Here is a 26,875-nt window from a genome sequence, read left to right on the forward strand (position 1 = left end):
AATTATGATTTTTAGTATATGCCTCAAGAGAGGTTTAATTCGGAAATTGTTGTTTTACTGAAATTTTTTCGATAAAAATTGGTCTAAAAATCACCAAGCAAACAAAATTTGTTAAAATTTTGTTATTTATCACCTCAATCGTTAATTTATAAGGAAGAATACTATGTCAGAGAACTTAAGAAATGACGTAGATCCAATCGAAACTCAGGATTGGTTAGCATCACTCGATTCATTAATTCGTGAAGAAGGTTTAGAGCGCGCTCAATTTATCATTGAACAAGTTATTAGCCAAGCTCGTGCAGGTGGCGTGGCATTACCAACAGGCGTAACAACAGATTATGTCAATACTATCCCTGTTTCCGAGCAGCCAGCTTATCCGGGTGATCATAAAATCGAACGTCGTATTCGTTCTGCGGTACGTTGGAATGCGATTGCGGCAGTACTTCGTAGCCAGAAGAAAGATCTTGACTTAGGTGGTCATATTTCAACTTTCCAATCTGCGGCAACTATGTATGAAGTGTGTTTTAACCACTTTTTCAAAGCTCCAACCGAAAAAAATGGCGGTGATTTAGTCTTCTTCCAAGGTCACGCAGCACCGGGTATGTATGGTCGTGCGTTCTTAGAAGGTCGTATTAGCGCAGAACAAATGGATAACTTCCGTCAAGAAGCGTTCACTGATGGTTTATCATCTTACCCACACCCTAAATTAATGCCTGAATTCTGGCAATTCTCAACTGTATCTATGGGTTTAGGTCCGGTAAATGCTATTTATCAAGCTCGCTTCTTAAAATATTTAGAAAACCGTGGCTTAAAAGATACTGCTGACCAAAAAGTATATGCATTTTTAGGCGATGGCGAAATGGATGAAATCGAATCTAAAGGTGCATTATCATTCGCCGGTCGTGAAAAATTAAATAACTTAATCTTTACTATTAGCTGTAACTTACAACGTTTAGACGGTCCGGTTAACGGTAACGGTAAAATCGTACAAGAATTAGAAGCTCTCTTTACCGGTTGTGGCTGGGAAGTGATTAAAGTGTTATGGGGCAGCGGTTGGGATAAACTGCTTGAAAAAGATACCTCAGGTAAACTTAAACAGTTAATGATGGAAGTACTTGATGGTGACTATTTAACCTTCAAATCCAAAAATGGTGCTTACGTACGTGAACACTTCTTCGGTCGTTACCCTGAAACTGCAGCATTAGTTGCCGATATGACGGACGATGAAATTTGGGCATTACGCCGTGGTGCGCACGATTCTGAAAAACTTTATGCTGCTTATGCAAAAGCACAAAAATCGGACAAACCGGTTGTCATTTTAGCTCACCAAGTGAAAGGCTACCGTATTCCTGAAGCGGAAAGTAAAAATACTGCTCACCAATCGAAAAAAATGTCATTAGATAGCTTAAAAGGCTTCCGTGACTACTTCGAGCTACCATTAACCGATGAGCAAGTAGAACGCCTAGAGTATGTAAGATTCCCTGAAGGTTCTGAAGAGTACAACTACTTACACGGACAACGTAAAGCCTTAAACGGTTATGTGCCTGTACGTAAACCGAAATTTACGGTTGATTTCAAAGTGCCTGAATTAAGCGAATTCCAAGCATTATTGGATGAGCAACCACGTGGTATTTCAACCACAATGGCGTTCTCTCGTGTATTGAATACTTTATTGAAAGATAAAAATATCGGTCAGCAAATCGTGCCAATTATTGCGGATGAAGCCCGTACTTTCGGTATGGAAGGTTTATTCCGTCAAATCGGCATTTACAACCCACACGGTCAAAACTATGTACCGTCAGACCGTGATTTAGTGGCTTACTACCGTGAAGCAAAAGATGGCCAAGTATTACAAGAAGGTATCAATGAGTTAGGCGCAACAGCCTCTTGGGTGGCAGCAGCGACTTCTTATTCTGTTAGCAACTTACCGATGATCCCATTCTTCATCTACTACTCAATGTTTGGTTTCCAACGTGTAGGCGATATGATGTGGTTAGCCGGTGACCAATTAGCTCGTGGCTTTATGATTGGTGGTACTTCAGGTCGTACAACATTAAACGGCGAAGGTTTACAACACGAAGATGGTCATAGCCATATTCAAGCAGGTGTAATCCCGAACTGTGTAACCTATGACCCGGCATTTGCCTTTGAGGTTGCGGTTATTGTTCAAGACGGTATTCGTCGTATGTATGGTGAAAACCAAGAAGATATCTTCTACTACATTACTACCTTAAATGAAATTACCGAACAGCCGGCAATGCCAGCAGGTGCGGAAGAAGGTATCCGTAAAGGTTTATATAAATTTGAAACCGTTGAGGGTAAAGGTAAAGGTCACGTACAATTGTTAAGCTCTGGTGCAATTATGCGTCACGTGCGTGCAGCGGCACAAATTCTCGCGAATGATTATGGTATTACAGCAGATGTATTCTCAGCACCATCATTCAATGAATTAGGTCGTGACGGAGCAGATGTAGCTCGTTGGAACTTATTACACCCAACTGAAACACCACGTGTACCGTACGTTGCTCAAGTGTTAAAAGATTTACCAACTGTTGCTTCAACCGACTATATGAAGATGTACGCAGAGCAAATCCGTGCTTATGTACCAAGTAAACACTATCACGTGTTAGGTACAGACGGTTTCGGTCGTTCAGACAGCCGTGCAAACTTACGCGAACACTTTGAAGTGGATGAGCGTTATGTAGTGGTTGCAGCCCTAGCTCAATTAGCAAAAGAAGGCACAGTTGAAAACAAAGTGGTTGCGGAAGCTATTGCTAAATTCGGCTTAAATGTAGATCGTATTAACCCATTATATGCGTAATTTTTAATACTCTCTCCCTTAATGGGAGAGAGACGGCTAAAGGTTTCGTTGAGAAACTTTTAGCAGAGAGAGGGTGTTATTTTTATTTGCAAAAATGTTGAGAAAATCAACCGCTTGTATTTCCCCTCTCCCTGATTTTTCTTCATCTAAGAAGAAAAATCTGTCCCTCTCCCACAATGGGAGAGGGGGTAACTCAAGAAGGATTTCAAAATGTCAAAACAAATTAATGTGCCGGATATCGGTTCGGATGAAGTCAGCGTAACTGAAGTGATGGTTAAAGCTGGCGATACTATTTCAGTAGATCAATCAATTATTAATGTAGAAGGCGATAAAGCCTCTATGGAAGTGCCGGCTCCTGAAGCAGGTGTGGTAAAAGAAGTTTTAGTGAAAGTGGGTGATAAAGTTTCAACCGGTTCACCAATGTTAATTTTAGAGTCAGCAGATGTTGCTCCTGCTCAAGAAGCACCAAAAGCAGAAGCAGCTCCTGCTGCTCCAGTAGCAACAACTTCAGCCGTTGTTGAAGTAAATGTACCTGATATCGGTAGCGATGAAGTTAACGTAACCGAAATTATGGTAAAAGTGGGTGATAGCATTGAAGTGGATCAATCTATCATCAATGTTGAAGGCGATAAAGCGTCAATGGAAGTCCCTGCACCGGTTGCCGGCGTAGTAAAAGAAATCTTAATCAATGTGGGTGACAAAGTTTCAACCGGTAAATTGATTATGAAATTTGAAACGGCTTCAGCAGCTCCAGCACAATCTGCACCGGTTGCAGAAGCTGCACCGGCTCAACAAGCTTCAGCATCTGCAATTAAAGATGTTAATGTACCGGACATCGGTGGAGATGAAGTAAACGTCACTGAAATTATGGTTAAAGTAGGTGATTCTGTTGCAGAAGAGCAATCTTTAATCACGGTTGAAGGCGATAAAGCATCAATGGAAGTGCCGGCTCCATTTGCCGGTGTGGTAAAAGAAATTTTAGTGAAATCAGGTGATAAAGTATCAACCGGTTCATTAATTATGAAATTTGAAGTAGCGGGTGCGGCACCGGCTCCGGCGGCTGCTCAAGCGGCTTCAGCTCCTGCTCCACAAGCAGCAGCTCCGGCGAAAGCTGACGCAGCTCCGGCAGGTCAAAACCAATCAGGTTTAAGCCAAGAACAAGTGGTGGCTTCAGCTAGCTATGCACACGCAACACCGGTAATTCGCCGTTTAGCTCGTGAGTTTGGTGTAAACCTAGACAAAGTAAAAGGTACAGGTCGTAAAGGTCGTATCGTTAAAGAAGATATTCAAGCATACGTTAAAACGGCTGTTCAAGTATTTGAAAAACAAGGCGGAACAGCAGCGGCAGCAACAGGTGCGGCAAACGGTGCAGGCTTAGGTTTATTACCGTGGCCGAAAGTAGATTTCAGCAAGTTTGGTGAAGTTGAAGAAGTTGAATTAAGCCGTATCAATAAGATTTCCGGTGCGAACTTACACCGTAACTGGGTAATGATTCCTCACGTTACACATTTCGATCGCACAGACATTACAGAGTTAGAGAACTTCCGTAAAGAGCAAAACAAAGAAGCTGAAAAACGTAAGTTAGATGTGAAGATCACACCTGTAGTGTTCATTATGAAAGCAGTGGCAAGTGCATTAGAAGCCTTCCCTCGTTTCAACAGCTCAATTTCTGAAGATGCACAACGTTTAACCTTGAAAAAATATATCAATATCGGGGTTGCGGTTGATACACCAAACGGCTTAGTGGTGCCGGTGTTCAAAAATGTGAACAAAAAAGGCATTATCGAGCTTTCTCGTGAATTAATGGAAGTATCGAAAAAAGCCCGTGAAGGTAAATTGACAGCATCTGATATGCAAGGTGGCTGTTTCACAATTTCAAGCTTAGGCGGTATTGGTACAACTCACTTCACACCAATCGTGAATGCACCGGAAGTAGCAATTTTAGGTGTGTCTAAATCTGAAATGCAACCGATTTGGAATGGTAAAGAATTTGAACCACGCTTAATGCTTCCGCTTTCATTATCATTCGACCACCGCGTGATCGATGGTGCTGATGGTGCACGCTTCTTAAGCTACATTAATAGCGTATTAGCAGATATCCGTCGTTTAGTGATGTAATTGACAGTACAAGCGGTTGATTTTGCAGATTTTTTTGCAAATTTGACCGCTTATGGTAGGGACGCAATGCTTGCGTCCGCGGACACACCCAGTGTGTCCCTACAAAGAGGAAAAACTATGAGCAAAGAAATTAAAACCCAAGTTGTTGTACTTGGTGCAGGCCCGGCAGGTTACTCAGCGGCATTCCGTTGTGCAGACTTAGGCTTAGAAACAGTGATTGTTGAACGTTATTCAACCTTAGGTGGTGTTTGCTTAAACGTGGGTTGTATCCCTTCTAAAGCACTATTACACGTTGCAAAAGTAATTGAAGAAGCTAAAAATGCAGTACACAACGGTGTGACCTTTGGTGAGCCAACGATTGATTTAGATCAGGTGCGTGCCGGTAAAGAAGCGGTTGTTTCAAAATTAACCGGTGGTTTGGCTGGTATGGCTAAAGCTCGTAAAGTGACTGTAGTAGAAGGCTTAGCAGCATTTACCGGCCCGAACACATTAGTTGCTCGTGATCGTGATGGTAATCCTACAACGGTTACTTTCGATAATGCAATTATCGCAGCAGGTTCTCGCCCGATTCAACTGCCATTTATTCCACACGAAGATCCACGTGTTTGGGATTCAACCGATGCTCTTAAATTAAAAGAAGTACCGAAAAAACTCCTTATTATGGGTGGTGGTATTATCGGTTTAGAAATGGGAACTGTATATAACGCGCTTGGTTCAGAAGTGGAAGTGGTTGAAATGTTCGACCAAGTGATTCCTGCTGCAGATAAAGATGTTGTAGCGATTTACACCAAACAAATCGAGAAAAAATTCAAGCTAATGCTTGAAACCAAAGTAACCGCAGTAGAAGCGAAAGATGACGGTATCTATGTATCAATGGAAGGAAAAGCCTGCAACGATACTAAACGTTATGATGCGGTGTTAGTGGCTATCGGACGTGTGCCAAACGGTAAATTAATTGATGCCGGTAAAGCAGGTGTAGAAGTGGATGAGCGTGGCTTTATTCGTGTGGATAAACAAATGCGTACCAATGTACCACACATCTTCGCTATTGGTGATATTGTCGGTCAGCCGATGTTAGCTCACAAAGGCGTACACGAAGGACACGTAGCGGCTGAAGTGATTGCGGGAATGAAACATTACTTCGATCCGAAAGTCATTCCGTCCATCGCTTATACTGAACCAGAAGTGGCTTGGGTTGGTAAAACTGAGAAAGAGTGTAAACAAGAAGGCTTGAACTACGAAGTGGCGAAATTCCCTTGGGCTGCTTCAGGTCGTGCGATTGCTTCTGAATGCTCAGAAGGTATGACCAAGTTAATTTTTGATAAAGATACTCACCGTGTATTAGGTGGTGCGATTGTCGGTAGCAACGGTGGTGAATTATTAGGCGAAATCGGACTTGCAATCGAAATGGGTTGTGATGCAGAAGATATCGCATTAACCATTCACGCTCACCCAACGTTACACGAATCGGTGGGATTAGCAGCAGAAGTATTTGAAGGTTCGATTACAGACTTACCAAATGCGAAAGCGAAAAAACGCTAATCAGATTATTTAGTCTCTAAAAACAAGCGGTTGGATTTTGTAAATTGTTTGCAAAAATCAACCGCTTGATTATTTTTAAAACTAAACTATTGCATAGTGAGTTTTTTTTCAGCATTTGAATCTGGAATGCTAAATTTAGCATTGACATAAAATGATAAATCCGTAAAATGCACCTCGTTCCACAGCGCAATGTTGTGAGACTTCAAATGCGGGAATAGCTCAGTTGGTAGAGCACGACCTTGCCAAGGTCGGGGTCGCGAGTTCGAGTCTCGTTTCCCGCTCCAATTTTCAAATCTTATGGCGTGTTAGCAAAGCGGTTATGCACTGGATTGCAAATCCATGTAGCTCGGTTCGACTCCGGGACACGCCTCCATCACTATTTAAATAGCAACTCTTGTTCTAAATCTTCAATTGCTTTTAAACATTTCATTTTGCGATATTCTGTCTCTGTAATTTGATTTTGCAGGGTTTGTTTAGTTGCTTCATTTTGCGTATTTAAATTTTGCTCAACTAACCAGCTAATTTTCTCGTTCAATGCACGTAACGCTTTACGGTATTCTTGTAAGCGTTTGTTGGGCGCTAAACGATGAATATTTGGAGAAAATTGATAGGAAGAATGGAATTGAGCTGATTCTGGCTTACTTTGGATTTTTTCTACGGCATTCTTTAATGCATCAAATTGTTTAACTAATTTTTCAGCGTAAAATTCACTATATAACACCTCAGTTTGGTTCAATAATAGCTCAACTGTTTTTTCAATTTCAGCAATGAACACACTCACCAAACCGGTTTGCTGTGAGAAATAGGGTGAATTCAGAAAAATATTATCCGTTGAAAATACATTTAATTCCGAGAGGTTTTGTTTTATTTGGGCGATAAAAAGTTTTTTTTGCATGCTTGATGTTATCAATAAAGAAAATTTAAGTGAATTTTATTTCATATAACTTCTATTTTAAAGCAAAACACCTTGCATTCAAGCGGTTGATTTTTATTGATTTCTTATAGTTCGTGTGTGAAAAATAAGCAAAAAAGAAATTAAATATCAAAAATGTGAACTATGTCACAAAATAAATGAACTTTCTGATAAGTTTGAACTATATCAAATTAAATATAAAAAACGCTTATTTATCAATGTGTTATGTACTTCATTTTTTCTGTTGAAAATGAGTGGATTTTCTCCAAATGAAATAATGTAAGTATAACCATTTGATTTTAAAAGAAAAAATGGCGTCTTTGTTTTGGAGTTTGAACTATTGACATTAAGTTTTCTTTTTGCAATTATTCTGGCGAAAACAATGTTAGGCGTTTTGCTGATACATTGTATCTTGGATAATTACTCTTACACCTTAATGAGGGTAATTACTTATCATATAACATATAAAATCTAAGGTGAAAATTATGAAAAAAACATTAGTTGCATTAGCAGTAACCGCGTTCGCAGCGTCAGCATCAGCAACCACCGTTTACGATGCAGAAGGTTCAAAAGTAGATTTTGACGGTTCTTTACGTATCGTTCTTGATAGAACGAATTCTAAAGAGCTAGACAATCATAATGTTGTTAAAACTAAAAAAGATGCACACACAGGAATCCGTAATGCTGGTTCACGTTTTGGTGTGAGAGTAAAACATGATTTAGCTCAAGATTTCTATGCATTAGGTCGTGTTGAGTTCCGTTTTAACAAAAATACCAGTGATGATGGTTTTGGTGATTTATATACTAAACGTGCTTATGTTGGTTTAGGTAGTAAGCAATATGGTGAATTAACTTTTGGTCGTCAATTAACGATTGCTGATGATTTAAGTCAATCAGTAGATTACAACTACGGTATTAATCCAAAAGGTGATTATATTCAAACCGATGGTAACCAAGTTATTCGTTATGACTACCGTGGTGTTGAAAACTTACATGTAAGTGCAAACTATAACTTTGCACAAGATCGTGATGCAGCTGGTGAAGTATTAGTAAATTCACTTCAAAATGCATACGGCATTGGTGCATTATATACTGTAGATAACTGGGATTTACGTGCAGCTTATGGTCATACAAACTACAAAACAGCTACTGATAGCACTAAGCACCGTAAAGATGGTGTATTAGGTTCTGTTGGTTATAAATTTGGTGACTTAAAATTAAGTGTTGACTCTGGCTATCGTCATGAAAAAGTAGAAAATGAGAAAGGAAATGCTTTCTATGTGTCTCCAAACTTTGAATACCAAGTAGTACCAGCATCTAAAGTATATGGTAACTACCTATATGAGCGTGAAAAAGTGAAAAACGTAAGTAAAGAAAAAACTCATGGCTTCTTACTAGGTGTTGACTACCAATTCCATAAACAAGTAGTTGCTTTTGTTGAGGGTTCTTATACTCGTACTAAGGGTTACGATAAAGTAACTAATGGTTATGAATACACAGGCAAATCAACTAACAAAGCTATCGGTGTTGGTATGCGTGTATACTGGTAATCAATTGATTTCCTAAATTGATAAACCCCTAACAATATTTATTGTTAGGGGTTTTGTTTTAAATATATTGTTCATTATCCTTTTTAAAGTGTATGGCTTTGCTGTTATTGGCAAAGCCAATTTTTAAATATAATAACTTTTGACCACTGGCATTATTTCTTTTTAGTCGGGCGTTGCCAGCCTTGAATGTGGCGTTGTGGCACACGGCTAATGACCAATTCATTTTCTGCAACGTCTTTGGTAACGGTTGCTCCGGCACCAATGGTTGAGCCACTGGCAATCGTAACCGGGGCAATGAGTTGGCTGTCTGAGCCGACAAATACATTATCACCGATAATGGTTTTGAATTTATTCGCACCATCATAGTTACAAGTGATCACACCCGCGCCGATGTTACATTCTTTGCCGATTTCCGCATCGCCGACATAAGTGAGATGATTTACTTTTGAACCTTTTCCGATGGTCGCTTTTTTGATTTCCACAAAGTTACCGATATGGGTTTCTTCCGCCAGTTCCGCACCCGGGCGTAAGCGAGAGAATGGACCGATAGCGGATTTTGCGCCGACAATCGAATCTTCAAGCACAGAATATGGTTTAATTTCAACATTATCGCCAATTTCGCAGTTTTTCAGTACGCAACCTGCACCAATTTTGACATTGTTACCAAGTTTGATGTTACCTTCTAGAATGACATTCACATCAATCTGAACATCTTTTCCGTGAGTGACCGTGCCACGAAGGTCAAAACGGCTTGGATCGATAATAGTCACACCAGCTAACAGCAGTTTTTCTGCTTCACGTTTTTGATAGAAACGCTCAAGGGCAGCAAGTTGCAAACGGTTGTTTGCCCCTTCCACTTCCATAAATTCAGTAGCTTGAACCGCTTGTACTTTAAAACCTTCTTGGTTTGCCATTGCAATTACATCAGTAATGTAATATTCGCCTTGAGCATTGTTATTATTTAGGTTTTTCAGCCATTTTTTGAAACTTGCTCCGCTTGCGACCATCACGCCGGTATTTACTTCTTTAACCTTGAGTTGTTCTTCATTAGCATCTTTTTGCTCAACAATTGCTACCACAGAGCCGTTTTCACGAATAATTCGCCCATAGCCGGTCGGGTTTTCCAATTCAACGGTTAATAATGCAATGCCATTTTCCGGTTTGGCTGCGATTAAACGTTCTAAAGTAGCTTTTGTGATTAGAGGTGCATCACCATAAAGCATTACAATGTTTTCATCGTCAGCGAAAAAAGGAGCAGCTTGTTGCATTGCGTGACCTGTGCCTAATTGCTCGGTTTGGAACACCCAGTTTACCGGCTCTTCGTTTAAACGTGCTTTTAATAAGTCTGCACCGTGTCCGTAAATTAAATGAATTTGCTGGGCATCTAGTTGTTTGGCAGTATCAATAACGTGTTTTACCATCGGTTTACCAGCAACAGGGTGCAATACCTTTGGTAAATCAGAATACATACGAGTGCCTTTACCGGCAGCTAAAATCACAACGCTCAGTTGAGTCATAGAGAATCCTTATTTGACTAAATAGATGAAGGCTTATAGCAACATCTGATTGCTACAAGTGATATTTTTGCAATATTTTAACCTTTTTATGAATGGATTTCATCGACAAGCAAAAGAAATTTGCCTGTTTGTTGTTAGCTTTTTCTATTAATTGATTTGGAACTTGTGGAAAACCGGCATAAATAGGTAGCACTTATTTGAGCTATCTCTCTACAATAGTGTATATCTTTGCTAGAATACTCGATTAATTATACATAATAAGCTGGGCTAAATTTTAGAACATCTCTTGAATTTGCTAATTTAAACCTTATTATAAATCGTTGAATTAATTAATATAGAAGAAAAAATGGGTAGAAAACGAAGTGCGAGTTCATCACGTTGGCTTGCAGAACATTTTAAAGATCAATTTGTGCAAAAAGCACATAAGCAAAAATTGCGTTCACGGGCGTATTTTAAGTTAGATGAAATTCAACAAACCGACCGTTTATTCAAACCGGGGATGACGGTGGTGGATCTCGGCGCTGCACCGGGCGGTTGGTCGCAATATGTGGTGACGCAAATCGGGAGCAAAGGCAGGGTGATCGCCTGTGATATTTTAGATATGAACCCGATTGCGGGCGTGGATTTCTTACAAGGTGATTTCCGTGAAGAATCTGTACTGAATGCGTTGCTTGAACGAGTGGGCGAAGACAAAGTGGATGTAGTGATGTCGGATATGGCACCTAATTTCAGCGGAATGCCATCGGTGGATATTCCCCGTGCAATGTATTTGGTGGAATTGGCATTGGATATGTGTCGCCAAGTGTTAGCAACCAAAGGCAGTTTTGTGGTAAAAGTCTTCCAAGGCGAAGGATTTGATGAATACCTTCGAGAAATCCGTTCACTCTTTAGTGTGGTAAAAGTCAGAAAACCGGAGGCATCTCGAGATCGCTCTCGAGAAGTTTATATTGTAGCGACAGGTTATAAAGGCTAGAAAACAGGCAAGCGGTCACTTTTTATTAACATTTTGCAAAAAAATTGGAAAATTTGACCGCTTTTATAGTAATCTTGAACAGTTTTTTATTCAGCAGATAGGGGATTAACCTTGAACGATATGGTTAAAAATATTTTACTTTGGGTAGTGGTTGCCATTGTGATGATGACGGCCTATGAAGGCTTTAACGCTAATTTCAGCGGAAGCTCAAACACAGTGCCATATTCGACTTTTTTAAGCGATATTAAAGAAAATCGCTTAAAAGGGGTCGATTTCAAACAGAATGACGACACTATTTTGGTTACCAAAAATGACGGTGCAACCTACCAAACCGTAATGCCAATGTATGATGAATACTTAATGGCAGATTTAGCTAAAACCAATGCGGTAATTACCGGTCAGCCTGCGGAACGCCGTGGCTTACTCTCGCAAATTCTGATTTCTTGGTTCCCGATGTTGCTGTTAATTGGCTTTTATGTGTTCTATATGCGACAAATGCAAGGCGGTGGCGGACGCGGTGCAATGGGCTTTGGCAAAAGCAAAGCCAAAATGCTCACTGCCGATGAAGTCAAAACCCGATTCTCTGATGTTGCCGGCTGTGATGAGGCAAAAGAAGAAGTGGGCGAAGTGGTTGAGTTTTTGCGTGACCCAAGCAAATTCCAAAAACTGGGCGGACGTATTCCGAAAGGGATCTTGATGGTAGGTCCTCCGGGTACAGGTAAAACCTTATTAGCGAAAGCCATTGCCGGTGAAGCGAGAGTGCCGTTCTTTACAATGGCAGGTTCGGACTTCGTGGAAATGTTCGTCGGTGTTGGTGCGTCACGCGTGCGTGATTTATTCGACCAAGCCAAGAAAAATGCCCCTTGTATTATTTTTATTGATGAAATTGATGCAGTGGGACGTAAACGTGGCGGTGCAGGTTTTAGCGGCGGACACGATGAGCGTGAACAGACCCTCAACCAAATGCTAGTTGAGATGGACGGTTTTGAAGGTTCTGAAGGTGTGATTATTATTGCAGCAACCAACCGTGCCGATGTGTTAGATGATGCCTTAACTCGTCCAGGTCGTTTCGACCGCCAAGTAACAGTCGATTTACCGAACGTGAAAGGGCGTGAGCAGATTTTGAAAGTTCACCTGAAAAAAGTACCGCTTGCAGAAGGCGTTGATCCAATGCAAATTGCCCGTGGTACGCCGGGTTACTCTGGTGCTCAATTGGCAAACTTAGTGAACGAAGCTGCCTTATTTGCTGCCCGTAAAAATAAACGTGTGGTAACGATGGAAGATTTCGAAGAAGCCCGTGACAAGATCAATATGGGGCCTGAACGCCGTTCAAATACAATGACGGAAAAAGAGATCATCAACACCGCTTACCACGAAGCTGGACACGTGATTGTTGGTTATTTAATGCCGGAACACGATCCGCTAAATAAAGTGACGATTGTGCCTCGTGGTCAGGCATTAGGTTTTGCTCAATTCTTACCGGAAGGAGACCGTGTGAGTGAAACCTTTACTAAATTAGAAAGCCAACTTTCCACCCTATTTGCAGGGCGAATTGCGGAAGGCTTGATTTTTGGTGAAGATAAAATTACCACAGGGGCTTCGTCCGATATTCACCGAGCAACCCAAATTGCACGAGCAATGGTTACTCAATGGGGTTTCTCGAAAGAATTAGGGCCGATTTTCTATCAAAATGAAGATGGAATGGGGGCGATTAAAGGTGTATCTGAAGAGTCGCAAAAATTGATTGATGTGGAAATGCGTAAGATCATTGACCGCAACTATCAACGAGCGAAGCAAACGCTAGAAGAAAATATAGACATCTTACACGCAATGAAAGATGCCTTATTGAAATACGAAACCTTAGACAGCAAGCAAATTGATGATTTAATGGCACGCCGTCCGGTGGGTGAACCATCAGGTTGGAGCGATACCCCGACTAAAGATGACAATGCGACCCCACCAAGTGGAGAGCAGTCGGCAGATACTACATCGACGACCTTAGATGATAAGCCGACTAAGGATAATAATATTGGTGATTCCCTTGCAGATACACAAGCAGGAAACTAATCATAAGACTGAAACCGAGAACAATTTTGTTCTCGGTTTTTTTGTGTACAAGCGGTTGTTTTCTGCCGATTTTTTGCAAATGACAAAAGGATTAGATTGTACTTATTTCTTGCCATTTGTAACAAAATTTTTACTGGCAAAAAGGGACTTTCTCCACTAAAATCACTTGATATTTTAATAAGAACAACAGAGGTTATTATGCAATTTATCAACATCGCAAATGAGGGCGTGAAATCGCTTTCGCCTTACCAAGCCGGAAAGCCGATTGAGGAGTTAGAGCGTGAATTAGGGATTCAAAATATCATTAAACTAGCTTCGAATGAAAACCCGTTTGGTTTTCCTGAAAGTGCAAAAAAGGCTATTCTGAACCAGCTTGACGATTTAACCCGTTATCCGGATTCAAACGGTTTTGAATTAAAAACCACGATTGCCCAAAAATTTGGCGTACAAGCTAATCAAATCACCTTAGGCAATGGCTCAAATGATTTATTGGAACTGTTTGCCCACACCTTCGCTGGTGAGCAAGATGAAATTATCTATTCTCAGTATGCGTTTATTGTGTATCCGTTGGTGACGAAAGCGATTAATGCCGTTGCCCGTGAAATTCCGGCTAAAAATTGGGGACACGATTTAGATGCCTTTTTAGCTGCAATCACCGACAAAACTAAATTAATTTTTATTGCCAACCCGAATAATCCGACCGGTAATTTTTTAACCCAAGCGGAAATTGAGGGCTTTTTAGCCAAGGTGCCGGCGAATGTGATCGTGGTACTGGACGAAGCCTATACTGAGTTTACTGCGCCTCAAGAGCGGGTGGATTCGTTTGGCTTATTGGCAAAATACCCGAATTTAATTGTGTCACGTTCGCTCTCTAAGGCTTATGGTTTAGCAGGGCTTCGGATTGGCTATGCGGTGTCAAACCCTGAAATTGCAGATTTATTAAACCGTGTTCGCCAGCCATTTAATTGCAACAGCCTTGCTTTAGCTTCAGCGATTGCGGTGATGAATGATGATGAATTTGTCAAAAAAGTGGCAGAAAATAACCGCTTGGAAATGGCTCGTTATGAGGCTTTCTGCCAAGCAAACGGCTTGGAATATATTCCGTCTAAAGGTAATTTCATTACTATCGATTTCAAACGTCCTGCTGCTGCGATTTATGAGGCACTATTGCGTGAAGGCGTGATTGTTCGCCCGATAGCAGGTTATGGAATGCCGAATCATTTACGCATTAGTATCGGTTTACCGCAAGAAAACGAGAGATTTTTTACTGCCTTATTGAAAGTGTTAGCTTAACAAGCGGTTACCTTTTATGAAAATTTTACAAATTTAAAGAGAAAATGGAAAAACTAACTTTAACTCCGATTTCCCGTGTAGAAGGGGAGATCAATTTACCCGGCTCCAAAAGCCTGTCTAACCGAGCCTTATTATTAGCCGCCTTAGCCACCGGTACGACCCGTGTGACCAATTTATTAGATAGTGATGATATTCGCCATATGCTTAATGCTCTAAAAGCGTTAGGCGTGAAATATGAGCTATCGGAGGATAAAACCGTCTGCGTAGTTGAAGGGATTGGCGGAGCTTTTAAGGTTCAAAACGGATTATCATTGTTTCTCGGTAATGCAGGCACGGCAATGCGGCCGCTTGCAGCAGCATTGTGTTTAAAAGGTGAGGAAAAGGCTCAAGTCATTCTTACCGGTGAGCCAAGAATGAAAGAACGCCCGATTAAACACTTAGTCGATGCTTTACGCCAAGTCGGTGCTGAGGTGCAATACTTAGAAAATGAAGGTTATCCGCCGTTGGTAATTACTAATAGCGGTTTGCAGGGTGGAAAAGTACAAATTGATGGCTCAATTTCAAGCCAATTTCTAACCGCATTACTGATGTCTGCTCCACTAGCGGAAAGCGATATGGAAATTGAGATTATTGGTGATCTGGTATCAAAACCTTATATCGATATTACCCTTTCGATGATGAAAGATTTTGGTATTATGGTTGAAAATCGTGATTACAAAACCTTTTTAGTTAAAGGTAAACAAGGCTATGTTGCCCCACAAGGTAATTATTTGGTGGAAGGTGATGCCTCTTCTGCCTCTTATTTCTTAGCCGCCGGAGCGATTAAGGGCAATGTGAAAGTAACAGGGATTGGTAAAAAATCGATCCAAGGCGACCGCTTGTTTGCTGATGTGTTGGAAAAAATGGGGGCAAAAATCACTTGGGGAGAGGATTTCATTCAAGCCGAGCAAGCTCCGTTAAAAGGCGTAGATATGGATATGAACCATATTCCTGATGCCGCAATGACGATTGCAACAACCGCTTTATTTGCTGAAGGGGAAACCGTTATCCGCAATATTTATAACTGGCGGGTAAAAGAAACCGACCGTTTGAACGCAATGGCAACCGAATTGAGTAAAATCGGGGCGGTAATTGAAGAAGGGGAAGATTTTATTCGGATTCAACCGCTTGCGTTAGAACACTTCCAACACGCTGAAATTGAGACCTACAATGATCACCGTATGGCAATGTGTTTTTCGTTGATTGCGTTATCCAATACGGAAGTAACCATTCTAGATCCAAACTGTACGGCAAAAACGTTCCCAACTTACTTTAGTGAATTGGAAAAATTATCGGTTAGATAAAAGCAAAAAAGGATTCAGAAAACTGAATCCTTTTTACTTTCTACACTTTATTATGCCCAACCGCTATTGTTACGTCTGCGGCGAGGAATCAGTAATGGGATAATTAAGCCGAGTAATAACCCTGCTCCCAATACGGCACCACCATAAATAAACCACTGAATCACGATTTCACGTTTCTCGGAATCGTGCATTGTTTCTAAATCACGATTTTTGTTTTTCAGAATTTCCAGTTCACGTTTGAGTTGTGCGTTTTCTTCTACTAAATCACTGCTTTTTTGCACCGAATCTTGGGTTCTACGTTGCATTTCTGCGGTACGTTGTTGCCAGTCGGTGTCAATTTTGCTCAGGCGATTGGTTAAATCTTGCACCTGTTGTTTTAATTGAGGAATGAGGTCTTTCGGGCTGGCGGTCTCGCTTAATTCAGAATTCAGCACCCAACCTTCACGGTTACGGCTGTCTCGAATCAGGCTATAACGCTCTTTGCGGTCTAAAACCGTGACTTTTTCGCCTGCTTGGATTGCACCTGAAATACGGAATTGATCACCAGCACCTTTACGCATAAATGTACTCAGATTTTCAGTAATGTATGTATCTGCCGCAAAGGCTGGGCTAGATAGACCGAGTAAAAGACAAGAGAGTAGAGCTGATGATAATTTCTTCATATTGATTCCTCAAAGCTAGTAAGAATGCAGCGAGCTGCATTCTTATATTAATTAATAGAAAATAGCACTTAAAATATAGTAAATGATGATAGAAAGCACCGCTCCGGCAGGAAGGGTAATCACCCACGAAATGACGATATTGCGAATCACCCCTAAATTTAAAGCAGCAATACCGCGTGCGAATCCAACCCCTAACACCGCACCCACTAGGGTTTGGGTGGTTGAAATTGGAAGTCCTGTTCCAGAAGCAATTACAACGGTGACTGCACAGGCAAATTGAGCAGCAAAGCCACGGCTTGGGGTGAGTTCGGTAATCCCTGAACCTACGGTTGCCATTACAGCTTTGCCCATAACGGCTAAGCCAACCATCATACCTACTGCACCGAGTGGTAGAATCCAAGGGGCAATAGCGGTTTTTCCTTCAATTAGACCACCGCTACGCACAATAGATTCAACCGCAGCTAAAGGCCCGATGGCATTAGCTACATCATTTGAACCGTGAGCAAATGCCATAGCACAAGCAGTTAATAGCATTAAAATACTAAAAATTTTCTCTACACCGGCAAAGCCTCTACCTTCAGCACGCGCTTTCATCGCAAAACTTTTACTACGGAAGTAGAAAAAGCCGATTACCACCGCAACTAAGGCAAGAGCGAGTGAAATACCTAAGGTTTCCACCGTATTTAAATGTAATCCAACGTGTTTTAAACCCTTTGATACCGTTACAATCACTAGAATAAAAATAGTAATGCCCATATACATCGGGCCATATTTTTTCGCTTGTTTAAACGGATTTGAGCGGTTGAAAATTAATTTTTGTGAGTTAATAAAAATTAAATACGCTACAATACCGGCAATTAACGGCGTAATAAACCAGCTGCCAACAATACCGCCTAAAGCATCCCATTGAATAGCATCAGCACCGACAGTAACAAGGGCAAAACCGATAACCGCACCGATAATAGTATGCGTGCCTGAAACCGGCCAACCCATTTTGGTTGCCACAATTAACCACACGCCTGAAGCACAAAGTGAAGACATCATACCCAGCACTAAAGTATCCGGACGGTGTGTAAACTGGGCTGGCTCAATAATACCGCTTTTAATGGTATCTGCTACTTCACCACCGGCAAGGTAAGCTCCCGCTACTTCAAACACCATTGCAATTAAAATGGCTTGTTTAATCGTAATAGTACCGGAGCCGACTGATGTTCCCATTGCGTTAGATACATCGTTTGCCCCAATCCCGAATGCCATCAAAAAACCTAAAACAGCCGTCACAATCACCAAGATTGTGCCATATTGGTTGAGAAATTCCATTGATGATCTCCTAGGATTTTGCCAGCATCAGCTCAATACGAGAACCAATTCGTTGGGCTTGGTCGGCTAAAATACTGATACGTTCGATACATTTGTATAAAAACATCACATCAATAGGATTGAGTGTTTTTTCTAACTCAAGCAACGTATGACGTAGGGTAATTTGATATTGATCCGTATCATCTTCGATTTGGTCGAGTTCCATAATCATTTTATTGACGAAATCAAGCTCTCGCCCTCTAAAACCAGTTTCTAATAACTGATCCATTTCATCTAAAACTTTGCGTACTTGACGGCTGGCATCAATACTACGAGAAAGGAATTTTTGGAAAAGTGGCTGCATTTCGGCAGGAATAATTAATTTACGCCCAATAATGCGACCGGAAATATCTCTTGAATAGTTTGCTAATTTATCTAATTGTGTAACTAATTCTAATAAATCACTTCTTTCCACAGGCATAAATAGTCCACGCGGAAGTTTTAAGCGGATTTCACGTTTAAGGGCATCCGCGCGGCGTTCTAAATCAACAATTTTACCGCGCACTTCGGCTGCTTTTTCCCAATCATGTTCAAAAGTTGCCTCAAAAAAAGGTTCTAATAACTCACTACATTCTGTCACTTTATTTGAATGTTTTTGTAATGGCTTAAGTGGGGACTGGGCGAATAAACCTAAAATGTTATTCAATGCCATAAAATATCTCCATAGTGATAATGTTTATAATGACTTCTTACTGTAAAGTCTGGCGTATTTTACTTGATGTATTAGTAAAGATCACGAAATTAAATTATGTTTTTAGGGCAAGCGGTTTGTTTTAATAATTTTTTTGCAAAAAATGGAAGAAATTTATGCTTGTTTTTTTATTATTGCTTATTATCTTATTTGAGCGATCTTAAGAAAGAATATTATGCTTTTAAAAATAGCATCTTATGCAAGTTTGCCAAAATAATTTTTTCTGTTTTTATTCTACCATTACGCTTTTTTTCAGATAGAATACCATCAATATTATGACTATATGAGGTGAAAAATGACAGACGTATATAACTTCAGTGCAGGCCCGGCAATGATGCCGAAGAAAGTACTCGAAAAAGCACAACAGGAATTATTAAATTGGCTAGACCAAGGCACATCGGTGATGGAAGTGAGCCACCGTGGAAAGCTATTTATGGAGCTGGCGGCACAATCGGAGGCAGATTTACGCAAGCTGTATAATGTGCCGGACAATTATCGTATTCTATTTCTTCAAGGTGGTGCAAGGGGGCAATTTGCAGCCATTCCAATGAATTTAATCGGTAAAAAAGGCAAAGCGCTTTACCTTAATTCAGGGCATTGGTCGGCAACAGCAGCAAAAGAGGCACGTAACTTTGCGGAAATTGATGAAATCAATATTTTAGAGACTGAACCGCAACTTAAAGTGAGTCGTTTAGATTTCAGCGATATTGCAGAGCAATATGATTATGTCCATTATTGCACCAATGAAACCATCAGTGGGGTAGAAATTTTCGATATTCCAAATGTCGGAAACACCCCGTTAGTGGCAGATATGTCGTCTAATATCTTAGCCCGTGGGATTGATATCAGTAAATTTGGCGTGATTTATGCCGGAGCGCAAAAAAATCTAGGGCCTGCTGGCATTACGATTGTGATTATTCGTGATGATTTAATTGGCAATGCACGCAAAGATACCCCATCTATTTGGAATTATGCAACTCAGCGAGATGCTGATTCGATGATTAATACCCCGCCAACTTTCGCTTGGTATTTATGTTCTTTAGTGTTCCAACATTTACTGGCAGAGGGTGGTTTGAAAGCTACTGAAGAACGTAATCTTGCTAAAGCTACGTTGCTTTATGAGTATTTGGATAGTTCAACATTCTATTACAATACGGTAGCACATGAAAACCGTTCCTTAATGAATGTAACCTTTACCACGGGTAATGACGAGCTAAATGCAAAATTTGTGGCAGAAGCGACCGCTTGTGGTTTACAGGCCTTGAAAGGCCATAAAGTATTAGGTGGAATGCGTGCCTCAATTTATAACGCAATGCCGATTGATGGGGTAAAAGCACTCATTGAATTTATGAAGGCATTTGAACAACGTAATGCTTAATTCAAGCTTAAGCATATAAATTAAAGAGCCACGTTTGTGGCTCTTTGAATTTGGCACTAGACCGCAGTTTTAAACAAATAGAAATTATAGCCTACATAAGCGGCAAAGAGTAATAAGCCCTCTAACCGATTAATTCTGCCACCTTCTGTCCGACGATAGAGGTTGATCCCGAAAATGAATAATAAGAAGGTGAGAGCCGACATTATCAAGACATCGCGAGAAAACACTTCCGTTGAAACTTGCATTGGTTCTATAGCACCGGCAATTCCCACCACGGCTAACGTATTAAATAAGTTAGAACCGATAATGTTACCTAAAGCTAAATCCACTTCTCCTTTACGAGCAGCTGCAATAGAAGAGGCTAATTCAGGTAGTGAGGTGCCTACCGCTACAATAGTAAGCCCTATTACCAAATCACTGACGCCAAAAAATTTAGCCACTTCAACTGCTCCCCAGACTAAGAATTGGGAACTAATTACTAGCAATACTAAACCAATAATTAGCCAAAGAATGGATTTTCCTAATCCCATCTCAGCACTATTGGTTAATTCTGCATCAACATCTAAGCTTAATGCATCATTTTTACTTTTCATTGCGGTAATAATTGTCCACGCCATATATACAAAAAACACAGCAAGTAAAATAATCGCATCAAGTTGAGTGACGTTTGCATCATAAACCAAATAAGCAGAAAGCAGGGTGACAGCCATTAAAATCGGTAATTCTTTTTTTAACACATCAGAATTAACTGATAGCGGTTTAATTATTGCGGTTAAACCTAAAATCAGCGCAATATTGGTAATGTTAGAACCGTAGGCATTACCGAGAGCGATACCCGGCGATCCGCTTAATGCAGAAGAGGCAGATACGATCATCTCCGGTGCAGATGTACCAAAACCAATGACCACAATACCGATTAACAAGGGTGTCATACCAAAATGGCGAGCCGTAGATGCTGCCCCTTCCACAAAACGATCCGCACTCCAAACTAATATCATTAAGCCGCCGATAATAGCGGCAACAGCAAGTGTCATAAACTATCCTTTTAGATGAAAAACATAAAGGCATTATAAGCATTTTAGCCAAAATAAATATAGGCAAACGAAAATAAATGACCTATTATTTTGCCAGTTTAGGAAGAGATTATGATGAAAAACAGCAACGAATTAAAAACGCTTTTATCAGCATTTACGGAGCAACAGCGGCAAGCATTTCAATCCGAAAATGTACTCAGCTTACTTGCACAACGTAGCCAATTTTATGACCAACTATTGCAAGCACTTTGGCAAGATTTTGAACTGACCCAATATGAACATATTACCCTATTAGCGGTAGGGGGGTATGGGCGTGAGGAGATGTTTCCGCTTTCGGATCTGGATATTTTAGTGTTAACCGAAAAACCGCTAGAAGAGGCTATTCAGCAGCGTTTAACCGAACTATTTGCCTTGCTTTGGGACAGTAAACTGCAACTTGGCACCAGTGTGCGTACGCTCGAAGAATGTATTCAGATTGGGAAAGCAGAAATTTCGGTTGCCACTAATATGTTGGAAGGGCGATTTTTATTAGGTAATAAATCGCTTTGGCTAAGATTAAAAGAAGCACTTTATCAGCCGGATTTCTGGGATATTAAAGCGTTTTTTAGAGCGAAAATGGCTGAAAAAAATGAGCGTTATGCACGTTATCATAATACTAGCTATAACCTTGAGCCAGATCTCAAGCATAGCCCGGGAGGATTGCGAGATCTGCATTTAATCTCTTGGATTATGCTACGGCATTATGGTGTATCTTCTTTTGTCGATCTCCTCAATAAAGGGCTACTTTACCCGGAAGAATATAAGGAGCTGCTCGCAGCACAAGCGGTACTTTTTCGGATGCGTTTTGCACTTCATTTGCAACTGAAACGTTACGATAATCGCCTTCGGTTTGACAGACAATTACAACTGAGTGAAATATTAGGCTACCAAGGCGAAGCAAATCAAGCGGTGGAATTAATGATGCGAGATTATTTTCAAGCCACAAAATCCATTTCGCAACTGAGCCAATTATTGTTAAACAGTTTTGAACAAGCCTATGTAAACGAGTTGCAAAAAAATGCACAAAAACAACCGCTTGATCAGTATTTTTATCGGCAAGAACAGCAATTATTTGTGGTCGAACGTAAAATATTTAAAACCCAACCCACAACAATGTTGGATCTCTTTTTTCATCTTACAAACGATCCTACGTTGATAGCGAATGCCGACACCTTACGTCAGTTGAGACTGTGTTTACAGCAACAACACGAGCCTATGTGCTTTTTGCCTGAAATGCGAGCGAAATTTGTACAGCTTTTTGCTCAACCGAAAGTCATAAGCCGAGCAATACTTCCAATGCACCAACTGGGTTTTTTGAGTGCTTATCTACCGCAATGGAAGGGGATCGAAGGGCTAATGCAATTCGACCTATTCCATATTTATACAGTCGATGAGCATACGGTCAGAGTCATGTTAAATTTAGAAAATTTTAGCGAAGATCCAAGTCGGGCGTTTTTCCCACTATGTCATCAGCTATTTGCAACGCTTTCTGAGAAACCGTTGCTCTATCTTGCGGCTCTTTTCCACGATATTGGCAAGGGTAGAGAGGGCGAACACGCTCAAGTTGGTGCGGTGGATATGCGAGAATTTGCGGAACTACACGGTTTTTCTCAAGCACAAATCAATGATATGGTTTGGCTGGTGGCAGAGCATTTGACAATGTCGATCACCGCACAAAGACGAGATATCCACGATCCGCAAATCATCAGCGAATTTGCAAAAAAAGTGCAAAATCAGACCGCTTTATCTTCACTACTTTGTTTAACGATTGCAGATATTTGTGCAACTAGTGAGAGCCTCTGGAATGATTGGAAAGCCTCGCTGTTTACCCAATTATATCAATTTACGCTACAGCAACTGGCTCAAAATTTGAATTATCAAGCAGTGGCACAAGAGCATCGCTTGCAAGCATTAGAACTGATGAAGTTCGTGCTTTCAGCTGATGAGCGAGTAGCATTAAACGCATTTTGGCAACCTTGCCCGGAGCGTTATTTTCTTCACCATACACCGACTCAGTTGGTATGGCACGCTCTGCATTATGTAAAAACTCGCCGGTTGCCGATGGTTTTAATCAGTAATGAATATGCCCGTGGTGGTACAGAAATTTTTGTATGTTGCCAAGATCAACCTCAACTGTTTGCTCGAATCGCCCAATTACTCAGCCAAAAACGCATTAGCATTCACGATGCACAAATTATTACTACTGAAAATGGCGTAGTATTAGACAGCTTTATTGTGAGCGAGCGTGATGGTGATGATTTAACCGATGAGAGATGTATGCAAATTCAGCAGGCGATGATGAAAATGTTAAGCTTAACTGAAACAGGCATAAAATTTACCAAAAAACCGGTGAAACATTTGTCATTTAAGCGTAAAACTCGGCTGCGTTTTCTTCCTCCGTCATCAAAGCAACAAACCGAATTTGAACTTTTTACCTTGGATAGAGAAGGGTTGTTGGCACAAATAGGCTATATTTTTAACCGGCTCCGATTAAATTTAATTAATGCGAAAATTACGACTATTGGTGAAAGGGTAGAGGATTTCTTTGTGGTCAGTAATGATCAAGGAAAAGCTTTATCGGAACAAGAACAGTTAGAACTAAAAGCCATTCTAATTACCGAACTAGATAGTGAATGAAAACAACCGCTTGGAGTGAAGACTGCAAGCGGTAAATTTTTCAACGTTTTAGGTAAATTAAATCACGAGTTAAGAGAGGTTGAGAATTCAAGAAATTAGAAACTAAATATAAGTTTCTATCGTTTAGATTAATAAATTAAGACGCAATTTTTATTAATTACCATGATCTTCAAACGTTAAATATGATGAATAACTAAAGGTTTGCCTTGGCATTCTAACACTTCGGCATCAAGATTAAACACTGTTTTTAAATTTTCAGTGGTGATAATCTCTTTTGGGGTGCCGATCATCTTAATTCCACCATCTTTCATTGCAATAATAGTATCTGCGTAAGCAGCAGCAATGTTGATGTCGTGTACCACCATTATAGTAGTTAAGGCGAGTTCATCGGTTAATTTTCGTAATAATTTCATTAATTCCCGAGCATGGAACATATCTAAATTATTCAGTGGTTCATCTAATAAGATATGATCGGTTTGCTGACAGAAGGTCATTGCAATTAATGCCCGCTGGCGTTGCCCTCCGGATAATTCATTTAAGAATCGGTGGGAGAAAGTCGATAAATCAAATCGTACCAGAGCTTCTTCTACAATGGCATTATCGTGCGAAGTGATTCTGCCTTGATGATGAGGGTAACGCCCAAATAACAGCAGATCTTTGACGGTAATACGGCTATGAATCACATTATCTTGGGTCAAGATAGCCAGTTGTCGAGCGATAGTTTGAGAAGCTGTATTGGCTATATTCAGCTCATTTAAGTGGATTTCACCCTGTTGGATAGGTTGCAAGCGTGCAATTAAAGAGAGCAGGGTGGATTTGCCCGCACCATTTGCTCCGATTAAAGCGGTAATGCCGCCATTTGGAATGGTTAAATTGATATTATTCAGAATTTTTGCATTGCCGATTTTGTAGTGAAGATTTTTAACCGTTATCATTTTCTTCCTTAATTTATGGTTATTTTTTCCGTTTTAAGATGAGATAAATAAAGACTATACCGCCAATAAATTCAATAACGACACTCAGAACCCCTTGCATTTTCAGCACTTGCTCGAAGATTGCTTGCCCTAAAATTAAGGTGATGGCAGAGATTAAAAAAGTCATTGGCATTCGTACGCTATGGCAAACGGTCGGGCTAATGGCATTCACAATGGCACAAACAAGTAGCCCAAGAAATAGAATCGGGCCGACAAGTGCGGTTGAAACAGATACCAACAACCCACAACAGATTAGTAATTGACGTGAAAATTGATGATATTCTAATCCAAGCCCAATCGCCTTATCTTTGCCGAGTAACAAAATATCTAATTTATGCCGTTGTAACCAGATCCAAATGGCAGAGAGAAGGGCGATAATAGCACCAATCCAAAGTAATGAGGGGGTAGTCAGGTTAAATGAGGCAAAAGAAGAGCCTTGAGCAACGGCAAACTCTGTTGGGTCGATCATACGTTGCAACAAATTATTTAGGCTCCTAAATAAGACGCCAAAGATGACCCCAATTAAAATCATTCGGGTTAAATCGGATCTATTTTTATTCAGTGAGCTAAACAATAATATTGATGCTCCTAGCATTAACAAGGTTTCAAAGAAAAACTTATAGCTTGGGTCTAACTGAGTAAAGCCTAAACCGCCAAATAAAAATACTAACGAGGTTTGCAATAACAAGTAGAGCGAATCGAACCCCAAAATACTTGGAGTTAAAATAGGATTATGTGTGAGTGTTTGGAATAACAGGGTCGAAATACCAATCGTATAAGCAATAGTACAGAGCAAAATAAGCTTTTTGCCACGCAGTTGCAATATAAAGGCCCAATTACCTTTCGCATTATAGGTCATATAAAACAGAATGCTTGCCAATAACATCAAGCTTAAAACAATAAAACGTGATCTAACCACGAGTTTTCTCCTCAGCCCGTTTCCCTTTGAGCAATAAATAGAGGAAAATCAGTGTGCCGATAATGCCAAAAATAGTTGAAATCGGCACTTCATAAGGGGCATTAATGGCTCGCCCTAAAATGTCACAAATTAGCACTAAATTCGCACCTAACACCACGACCGCAGGCAGATTTTTACGCAATCGGTCACCTGCTATGCGAGAGACAATATTAGGGACGACCAAGCCGATAAACGGAATCTGTCCAACCGTCACCACGACAATAGCGGTAATCATCGCCACCACAATTAAGGCAAGCCAAGTCATTTGTTTGTAGTTAATGCCTAAGTTGGTACTAATATTTTCACCAAGGCCTGCAATGGTTAATTGATCTGCCATCACATAAACCACAACAGCCAGAATAGCGGTAATCCAGAGCAGTTCATACCGACCTGCCAAAATACCGGAGAAATCCCCCGAAAACCAAATCGAAAGCACTTGTAGGCTGTCAGTTTCATAAGCAATAAAAGTAGTGATAGCTTCAATGACATTACCAAAAACGATCCCGATTAATGGCAGCATTAATTGTTGATGAGGCGGTAATTGGCGAATGAGTAACATAAAAAGCCCCATTCCCATTAATGCACTTAATGTCGCAATAGACATTTTCAACAGTAATGCTGATGTTGGGAAAAGTAAACTTGCAAGCAAAATACCAATCGCTGCACTTTGGCTGGCACCAATCATACTGGGTTCAATAAAACGGTTCTTCAGCACAATTTGTAGCACCATACCTGCAACAGCTAATGTTGCACCGACTAAGATCACCGCAAGCGTTCTTGGCAAACGGCTGATAAAAAAGATCTGACTTTGTTCGGAAGAATGAAAAATTTCACTCCAATGAAAATCTGCCACGCCCACACTGGCACTGATTGGAATGAGTAATATTAAAAGAAACAGATTTAATCTAAAAAAAGAGAACATAGCGATAAATAGCAAGCGGTCATATTCTCTCTCTTTTTTGCAAAGACAGAGGACTTGCAAAAATATGAGGAAATTTGACCGCTT

Annotated in this window: 19 protein-coding genes and 2 tRNA genes; 12 read left to right on the plus strand and 9 right to left on the minus strand. The window is 40.5% G+C overall.

Annotation, left to right across the window (positions count from 1 at the left end):
- The first annotated feature begins 163 nt into the window (after nucleotides 1–163).
- The 5 genes from aceE (at nucleotide 164) to ACJ7Z2_RS07545 (ending at nucleotide 6,854) form a co-directional block, all read left to right on the plus strand.
- Entirely contained in the window at nucleotides 164–2,821 is a 2,658-nt protein-coding gene (aceE, locus tag ACJ7Z2_RS07525; protein WP_409499870.1) for a pyruvate dehydrogenase (acetyl-transferring), homodimeric type, read from the plus strand.
- Nucleotides 2,822–3,031: 210 nt separating this feature from the next.
- Nucleotides 3,032–4,939, plus strand: coding sequence for a pyruvate dehydrogenase complex dihydrolipoyllysine-residue acetyltransferase (gene aceF, locus ACJ7Z2_RS07530; RefSeq protein WP_409499871.1), 1,908 nt, complete (start codon nucleotides 3,032–3,034; stop codon nucleotides 4,937–4,939).
- Nucleotides 4,940–5,056: 117 nt separating this feature from the next.
- Nucleotides 5,057–6,481, plus strand: coding sequence for a dihydrolipoyl dehydrogenase (lpdA, locus tag ACJ7Z2_RS07535; RefSeq protein WP_409499872.1), 1,425 nt, complete (start codon nucleotides 5,057–5,059; stop codon nucleotides 6,479–6,481).
- A 208-nt stretch (nucleotides 6,482–6,689) separates the two neighbouring features.
- Nucleotides 6,690–6,765: transfer RNA gene (locus ACJ7Z2_RS07540), tRNA-Gly, on the plus strand.
- A 15-nt stretch (nucleotides 6,766–6,780) separates the two neighbouring features.
- Nucleotides 6,781–6,854: transfer RNA gene (locus ACJ7Z2_RS07545), tRNA-Cys, on the plus strand.
- A gap of 3 nt (nucleotides 6,855–6,857) precedes the next feature.
- Here ACJ7Z2_RS07545 and priC read toward each other — a convergent pair.
- Nucleotides 6,858–7,376: a primosomal replication protein PriC gene (gene priC / locus ACJ7Z2_RS07550; RefSeq protein ID WP_409499873.1), complete on the minus strand. Its 519-nt coding sequence runs from the start codon at nucleotides 7,374–7,376 to the stop codon at nucleotides 6,858–6,860.
- A 503-nt stretch (nucleotides 7,377–7,879) separates the two neighbouring features.
- Between priC and ACJ7Z2_RS07555 the strand changes: the two genes are divergently transcribed.
- Complete coding sequence (locus tag ACJ7Z2_RS07555) at nucleotides 7,880–8,944, plus strand: porin (protein WP_409499874.1); 1,065 nt, start codon at nucleotides 7,880–7,882, stop codon at nucleotides 8,942–8,944.
- 152 nt (nucleotides 8,945–9,096) lie between these two features.
- Here ACJ7Z2_RS07555 and glmU read toward each other — a convergent pair whose 3' ends face one another.
- On the minus strand, nucleotides 9,097–10,461 hold the full coding sequence (gene glmU / locus ACJ7Z2_RS07560; protein ID WP_409499875.1) for a bifunctional UDP-N-acetylglucosamine diphosphorylase/glucosamine-1-phosphate N-acetyltransferase GlmU: 1,365 nt from the start codon (nucleotides 10,459–10,461) through the stop codon (nucleotides 9,097–9,099).
- Nucleotides 10,462–10,807: 346 nt separating this feature from the next.
- Between glmU and rlmE the strand changes: the two genes are divergently transcribed.
- The 4 genes from rlmE to aroA all read left to right on the plus strand — a co-directional run bounded on the left by rlmE (nucleotide 10,808) and on the right by aroA (nucleotide 16,137).
- Nucleotides 10,808–11,434, plus strand: coding sequence for a 23S rRNA (uridine(2552)-2'-O)-methyltransferase RlmE (rlmE, locus tag ACJ7Z2_RS07565; RefSeq protein WP_409499876.1), 627 nt, complete (start codon nucleotides 10,808–10,810; stop codon nucleotides 11,432–11,434).
- A gap of 120 nt (nucleotides 11,435–11,554) precedes the next feature.
- Nucleotides 11,555–13,501: an ATP-dependent zinc metalloprotease FtsH gene (gene ftsH / locus ACJ7Z2_RS07570; RefSeq protein WP_409499877.1), complete on the plus strand. Its 1,947-nt coding sequence runs from the start codon at nucleotides 11,555–11,557 to the stop codon at nucleotides 13,499–13,501.
- 198 nt (nucleotides 13,502–13,699) lie between these two features.
- Nucleotides 13,700–14,794, plus strand: coding sequence for a histidinol-phosphate transaminase (hisC, locus tag ACJ7Z2_RS07575; protein WP_126302138.1), 1,095 nt, complete (start codon nucleotides 13,700–13,702; stop codon nucleotides 14,792–14,794).
- Nucleotides 14,795–14,838: 44 nt separating this feature from the next.
- Complete coding sequence (aroA, locus tag ACJ7Z2_RS07580) at nucleotides 14,839–16,137, plus strand: 3-phosphoshikimate 1-carboxyvinyltransferase (protein ID WP_409499878.1); 1,299 nt, start codon at nucleotides 14,839–14,841, stop codon at nucleotides 16,135–16,137.
- A gap of 50 nt (nucleotides 16,138–16,187) precedes the next feature.
- Here aroA and ACJ7Z2_RS07585 read toward each other — a convergent pair whose 3' ends face one another.
- The 3 genes from ACJ7Z2_RS07585 to ACJ7Z2_RS07595 are packed head-to-tail and all read right to left on the minus strand — an operon-like array spanning nucleotide 16,188 to nucleotide 18,810.
- Nucleotides 16,188–16,799 (minus strand): TIGR04211 family SH3 domain-containing protein, encoded by a 612-nt coding sequence (locus ACJ7Z2_RS07585; RefSeq protein ID WP_126302136.1) that lies wholly within the window; start codon nucleotides 16,797–16,799, stop codon nucleotides 16,188–16,190.
- A gap of 51 nt (nucleotides 16,800–16,850) precedes the next feature.
- On the minus strand, nucleotides 16,851–18,119 hold the full coding sequence (locus tag ACJ7Z2_RS07590) for an inorganic phosphate transporter (RefSeq protein ID WP_126302135.1): 1,269 nt from the start codon (nucleotides 18,117–18,119) through the stop codon (nucleotides 16,851–16,853).
- Nucleotides 18,120–18,129: 10 nt separating this feature from the next.
- Complete coding sequence (locus ACJ7Z2_RS07595; protein WP_126302134.1) at nucleotides 18,130–18,810, minus strand: TIGR00153 family protein; 681 nt, start codon at nucleotides 18,808–18,810, stop codon at nucleotides 18,130–18,132.
- Between the two features lie 334 nt (nucleotides 18,811–19,144).
- On the opposite strand from ACJ7Z2_RS07595, the gene serC reads away from it, so the two are divergent.
- Nucleotides 19,145–20,227, plus strand: coding sequence for a 3-phosphoserine/phosphohydroxythreonine transaminase (gene serC / locus ACJ7Z2_RS07600; RefSeq protein ID WP_126302133.1), 1,083 nt, complete (start codon nucleotides 19,145–19,147; stop codon nucleotides 20,225–20,227).
- Nucleotides 20,228–20,283: 56 nt separating this feature from the next.
- Here serC and ACJ7Z2_RS07605 read toward each other — a convergent pair whose 3' ends face one another.
- Entirely contained in the window at nucleotides 20,284–21,261 is a 978-nt protein-coding gene (locus ACJ7Z2_RS07605) for a calcium/sodium antiporter (RefSeq protein WP_126302132.1), read from the minus strand.
- A 111-nt stretch (nucleotides 21,262–21,372) separates the two neighbouring features.
- On the opposite strand from ACJ7Z2_RS07605, the gene glnD reads away from it, so the two are divergent.
- On the plus strand, nucleotides 21,373–23,937 hold the full coding sequence (glnD, locus tag ACJ7Z2_RS07610) for a bifunctional uridylyltransferase/uridylyl-removing protein GlnD (protein ID WP_409499879.1): 2,565 nt from the start codon (nucleotides 21,373–21,375) through the stop codon (nucleotides 23,935–23,937).
- A 176-nt stretch (nucleotides 23,938–24,113) separates the two neighbouring features.
- Here the strand turns inward: glnD and ACJ7Z2_RS07615 are convergent, their stop codons facing one another.
- Genes ACJ7Z2_RS07615 through ACJ7Z2_RS07625 form a run of 3 tightly spaced genes read right to left on the minus strand, consistent with a single transcriptional unit; the run spans nucleotide 24,114 to nucleotide 26,791 of the window.
- Nucleotides 24,114–24,872, minus strand: coding sequence for an ABC transporter ATP-binding protein (locus tag ACJ7Z2_RS07615; RefSeq protein WP_126302130.1), 759 nt, complete (start codon nucleotides 24,870–24,872; stop codon nucleotides 24,114–24,116).
- A 19-nt stretch (nucleotides 24,873–24,891) separates the two neighbouring features.
- Nucleotides 24,892–25,797: an iron chelate uptake ABC transporter family permease subunit gene (locus ACJ7Z2_RS07620; protein WP_154704777.1), complete on the minus strand. Its 906-nt coding sequence runs from the start codon at nucleotides 25,795–25,797 to the stop codon at nucleotides 24,892–24,894.
- A gap of 25 nt (nucleotides 25,798–25,822) precedes the next feature.
- Nucleotides 25,823–26,791: an ABC transporter permease gene (locus ACJ7Z2_RS07625; RefSeq protein ID WP_409499880.1), complete on the minus strand. Its 969-nt coding sequence runs from the start codon at nucleotides 26,789–26,791 to the stop codon at nucleotides 25,823–25,825.
- Between the last annotated feature and the right edge of the window lie 84 nt (nucleotides 26,792–26,875).

Source organism: Mannheimia glucosida, from assembly GCF_046267875.1.
Taxonomy (GTDB): Bacteria; Pseudomonadota; Gammaproteobacteria; order Enterobacterales; family Pasteurellaceae; genus Mannheimia; species Mannheimia glucosida.